The 4,496-nt window shown below is 37.7% G+C and carries 4 protein-coding genes and 1 pseudogene; 1 reads left to right on the top strand and 4 read right to left on the bottom strand.

Annotation, left to right across the window (positions count from 1 at the left end):
- Positions 1-221 precede the first annotated feature (221 nt).
- Together JOD28_RS09675 and JOD28_RS09670 are read right to left on the bottom strand one after the other, a co-directional pair.
- A complete protein-coding gene (locus JOD28_RS09675; RefSeq protein WP_010276660.1) occupies positions 222-1,754 on the bottom strand; it encodes a multicopper oxidase family protein in 1,533 nt (510 codons plus the stop codon).
- A 541-nt stretch (positions 1,755-2,295) separates the two neighbouring features.
- Positions 2,296-2,580 (bottom strand): hypothetical protein, encoded by a 285-nt coding sequence (locus JOD28_RS09670; protein ID WP_204770558.1) that lies wholly within the window; start codon positions 2,578-2,580, stop codon positions 2,296-2,298.
- Positions 2,581-3,715: 1,135 nt separating this feature from the next.
- Between JOD28_RS09670 and JOD28_RS09665 the strand changes: the two are divergent.
- Positions 3,716-4,031: pseudogene (locus JOD28_RS09665) on the top strand (plasmid recombination protein); the annotation flags it as partial.
- A gap of 8 nt (positions 4,032-4,039) precedes the next feature.
- Here JOD28_RS09665 and JOD28_RS09660 read toward each other — a convergent pair.
- Both JOD28_RS09660 and JOD28_RS09655 read right to left on the bottom strand, forming a co-directional pair.
- Entirely contained in the window at positions 4,040-4,222 is a 183-nt protein-coding gene (locus JOD28_RS09660; RefSeq protein WP_143471862.1) for an integrase core domain-containing protein, read from the bottom strand.
- Positions 4,219-4,496, bottom strand: a 278-nt coding sequence (locus JOD28_RS09655) for a DDE-type integrase/transposase/recombinase (protein ID WP_204770557.1), incomplete at its 5' end; no start/stop codon positions are given. The genes JOD28_RS09660 and JOD28_RS09655, both read right to left, overlap by 4 nt.

Genomic DNA, 4,496 nt, shown 5'->3' with positions numbered 1-4,496 from the left:
GAAATCTTGTGAATAACGAATTGACATAAAAATACTCCTATACTTTCATTTTACGGACTGAATAAAAATAGTCCATTTTTTTAGTATAAGAGCAAACTGTAGTGTAGTTAAAGTGATGTTTTGTTTTTAAATATGTTGTTCCCTTAATCTTAACATACCAATAGTTTAACAGCGAATATGATTGATCAACCATTTTTCATCGGAAGTATTCTAGCAAAATCTTACATTTTCATTCCCATTTTTTCGTACGACTCCATACCTGCCATCCAAAGATTAGATAACTCAATACCACGCTCCTCAGCTAACGCGTTCATTAAAGTATTCATATCCATTAACTGATACTTCTGATGCGGCTTTTTTGGATCTACTATCTCTATTTGTGCCATCATACCACCATCTTCATGTTCTAAAATATGGCAATGATACATATATATACCAGGTAAATCAAACTTAACTAGTATTCGAACAGTTTCTCCTGGGTTAACTCCAATGGTGTCTTTGAAACCGTTCTCATTTGGATATGGATCTTTTCCATTACGTGTTAGTACTAAAAAGCGAGTGCCGTGTATGTGAAATGGGTGAACCATTCCCGGTTTTTCGTTACTATTCGTGACATCCCAATACTGATACTCTCCAACTATTTGCTCGGCATCAATGCGTTCCATAGCAAATTTCTTGTCATCTATGGCAACACTTTCATCCATTCCTTGCATGACGACATGTCGAATGGGTAATGACGGTTCAACTGACGGTTTCTTTAAATTAATTAAATGATCGGGAATTTTTGTAGTATCTTTTGCGAAATTGTGAATGCGGAACTTTAATAGTGGCACTTGATCAGTATATAAGGTTACCTCATCACCTTCATGATATTGGCTAAAATCAATAATGACTTCTGCACGTTCAGCACAGCTCAACATTAAACCTGTCAGCTTGATTGGCTTGGGTAATAGAGAACAATCCCCCGCAATCTGATCAAATGGCAAATCATCGGAAAAATGCAAACGCCATTCCCGACGGTTAGCACCATTTAGAAAACGTAACCTTATTTTTTGTGTTGTGACATCGAAGTATGGGTTGACTGTTCCATTGATAACAGCCGTGGGACCTGCAACACCATCAGGATCATAATCGGCACGATAATCAAACTGATTATCTTTGTGAAAATGTCTATCTTGTAAAATAATTGGAATATCATCTACTCCATAATTTCTTGGTATTGATAATTGGGATTCATGCTCATCTTGAACAATAACCATTGTAGCTAATCCTTGCCACACCTGTTCTGCTGTGGATGGACATGGGTGAGCATGCAACCATAATGTCGCAGCGGGCTGATTCAACGTAAAATTAATATGTTTGATTTCCCCTGGGTAAACAGGCGCGTGACAACCCCCATCAACATAAGGGCCACTAACATCAGCTCCATGCCAATGAAAAGTAGTTAATTCTGGCAGGTCATTCTTCAAAGTGATATGATTTTTTTGACCGCGGTGAAATATAATAGTCTTACCTAAAAAATTAGCATTATAACCCCATGCCTGTGTCTTTTCCCCTGGCAATATTTGCGATTTCCCTGATTTTGCAGTGACGGTATAGTAGATATCATTTTTAGACTCTCTATCTGCTTTTAAAATAGGTGGTATATTTAAAGGCATTTCCGGGGCATTATTTACTATGAGAGGTACATATCCGCCATCATGTAGATCAAAAGCTGGCTCATCAAAGAAATATTTTTTATTGGACTGTTCCATTTTAATTTTCCTCTATATTTTTAGCAGTGTACTTACTGAAAATTGAAATTACAGGATATGAATGATCACTCCTCATCTCAAATTCTAGCACTTTTTAGTAATTATGAATAATATTAGCATTCTGAAGAGTGTAATTATCTTAACTATTTAATCATGTTACGCTCATAGTCGATATTATGAAAAGCTATTTAAGTAACTATAAAAAGTTATCTAATTCAGAGTGCAACAAAATTAGCGGATGACATTGGATTGGCGACGTTTTAGGGGCAATTGGACATGTATACCATCCAGCCGACCCTCAAAAGGTTCTAGATCAATTGAATGGCAAGACGCAACCTAAACCTGGACACCAATATAGTCCATATGGGTATTATTAATTTAACGAATTAACATAATGTAGCTTATACCAAGTTAAAAGCGCCAAGCCTTAATTTCATAGGGTTTGGCGCTTTTTCTGTGATCTGTTCTTGTGAATTGAGCTTAAAATAATTGGTCTAGCTCTCATAATCCCCAAAACTAGCCTTTTGTTATTTGTGAAATTTTAGTCCGTGAGCGGTTTATGAGACGGCTGTTTGTGCTTTTTGCGGAGGCGTAAACGGACCACTAATTTGTGTTGGGCGACTTCTTCGTCAGACAACGTTAACTTCTCATCAATTGAGAAAGAGGTCGTTTTATAATTTTTGGCCAGGACAACCGCATAAACCGCCTGGTCAATCTGTTCACTTTGTTCTGGTGTTAAGGCAAACGTATAAGGCTTATCACCGTACACTATCGATTTATCGGGCGCAACGTGTGTAAAGCGTCCTTTAATCGCATTGTATGTCATATAATCCTCCTTAATCGTAAATAGCTTGATAGCAACCTAAAAATGATTTATCTAATAAAAAAAGCCATTTAACGGCCGATTTTTATTATCAAATTTTCATTATTACATTAATTTATACACGAATATTATTTCGCTGTAACCCTACGCCCCGTAAGCATGAGGGTTGTTTGCCTGTTGGCTTTTTTGTAAATTTAACCCCCCTATTAGTGATTTGGGGGTTAAAGAAATTTTTTGAAGCGTCTTTAATTGTCAAAAATAACAGTCCAGCCATCATACTATCAGCGTCACTGTATTTTAAAGTGGGCCACCAGGCTTGACCAGCGTACTGGCCCAAGCCTTTGAAACAGCAGAGCTGTTTCATGGCAGTTATTGTTTATAATTATACACTGTCTTGCCCTGAAAGGAAACTTGCTTCAAAAAAAAAAGACAAACAAAAAGAGCTGGTGTTCCTACGCACTAGCCCTTTTTACTAGAGAGGTTAGTCTCCATGTACTTTCTTCTATTAACATTATAACATTATATTATTGGTATTTCAAAACATGATATACTTAAAAAGCTGTTGTTTCCTACTATAACTGCAACGGCAAGGAGGTTTAGACTCCATGATTTACTTTTTTCAAGAACTCACACAATTGTTTAACGCAATCTGTGTTGCTGTTGTGACGTTCGCAATCAAACGTTATTTTGATGATCTTAATGATCGTTAAAATAATGTGGGCACCTTAAGGGTGCCTTTTTGTTTGCTTTTATTGTATAACACCTATTAATTGCGATAGTCCACTACAATTTTTTTGTTATTATACACTTACGTTTACCGATTATTTTAATGTGGTTAAGCTGACATCAGCTTGCCCCACGCGGGTAACGTTCTGCATGACATGCTCTCACTGAAAGTGATCCTGCAATGATAAATTGCCCTGTCACGGCGTGACCCGCCGGAGGTTTTACAAGCCGGATAAGTGGCGCTGTAAAATAGCAGTTTCCCCAGCAGGAAGGGGAAACGCTACGGTCATCGCTTGTCGATGACGCGCCTCGCAGAGCCTGTCCAAAATAGAATTTTGGTATAACAGGCTATACCAGATTTTTAACGGTGTTATACTGGTCTTGGAAAACCTTTTTCGAGGAGGCATTTTTGATGGCGCATTTAAAGAAAAATACGCGTGGCGCAGTCCCTGGTTTAGCAGTCCATTTTGAACGTAAAACTGACCATCACACTAACAAAGAAATTGATGTGTCGAAAACCTATCTGAATCAAGAGCTCATGGCGGATGGTTCAGATATGCTGTCACGTTTCAATGCGCGTTTAAATGACGTTTATTGCATGAAAAGAGACGATGTGAAGGCGTTAGCCACTTGGATTGTTACTTTTACCTGAAGAACTTGCAGAAGCGCCCTACGAGCAACAGAGCGCCTTTTTTTGCTCAGAAGTCAATAAATTGGACTATTTTTATTCAGTTACTTAGGCAACATTTGAGATACGATTGCGATTATAAAAATTGATATACCAACCAATGGCTGCTTGGACTTGCGTTAATGTTTCGTATGCCTTCAAATACACCTCTTCACGTTTCAATATTGAATGAAATGCTTCCATACGGCCATTATCGTATGGATGTCCTTTGAGTGAATATGAATGTTTCAAACCATAATTTTGACATTTAATATTAAATTCAGCACTCGTGTATGTGACCCCATATCTGAATGAATAATTAATGGCTTTCGATGCTTATCTAAAGCCATCTGTAAGGCACTTGTGGCTAGCTCGGCTGTCATTGTATCGCCAATTTTATAGCCCAATACTTTTCTCTTCTCAGGATCCAAAACGGTCGCTAAATAGACCCATCTGTGATTAGTCAACTGAATATAAGTGATATCTGTTTGCCAAACACCGCTCAAATCATGCAAGTGTCTAATCA

The organism is Leuconostoc rapi (assembly GCF_016908715.1).
Taxonomy (GTDB): domain Bacteria; phylum Bacillota; class Bacilli; order Lactobacillales; family Lactobacillaceae; genus Leuconostoc; species Leuconostoc rapi.
Note: the sequence above shows the minus strand (reverse complement) of the source record. Positions and strands in the feature narration are given on the sequence as shown.

What these genes read in the sequence shown, in the direction of transcription:
- JOD28_RS09675 (WP_010276660.1), bottom strand. Translation starts at nt 1,754, where the DNA reads ATGGAACAGTCCAATAAAAAATATTTCTTTGATGAGCCAGCTTTTGAT.
- JOD28_RS09670 (WP_204770558.1), bottom strand. Translation starts at nt 2,580, where the DNA reads ATGACATACAATGCGATTAAAGGACGCTTTACACACGTTGCGCCCGAT.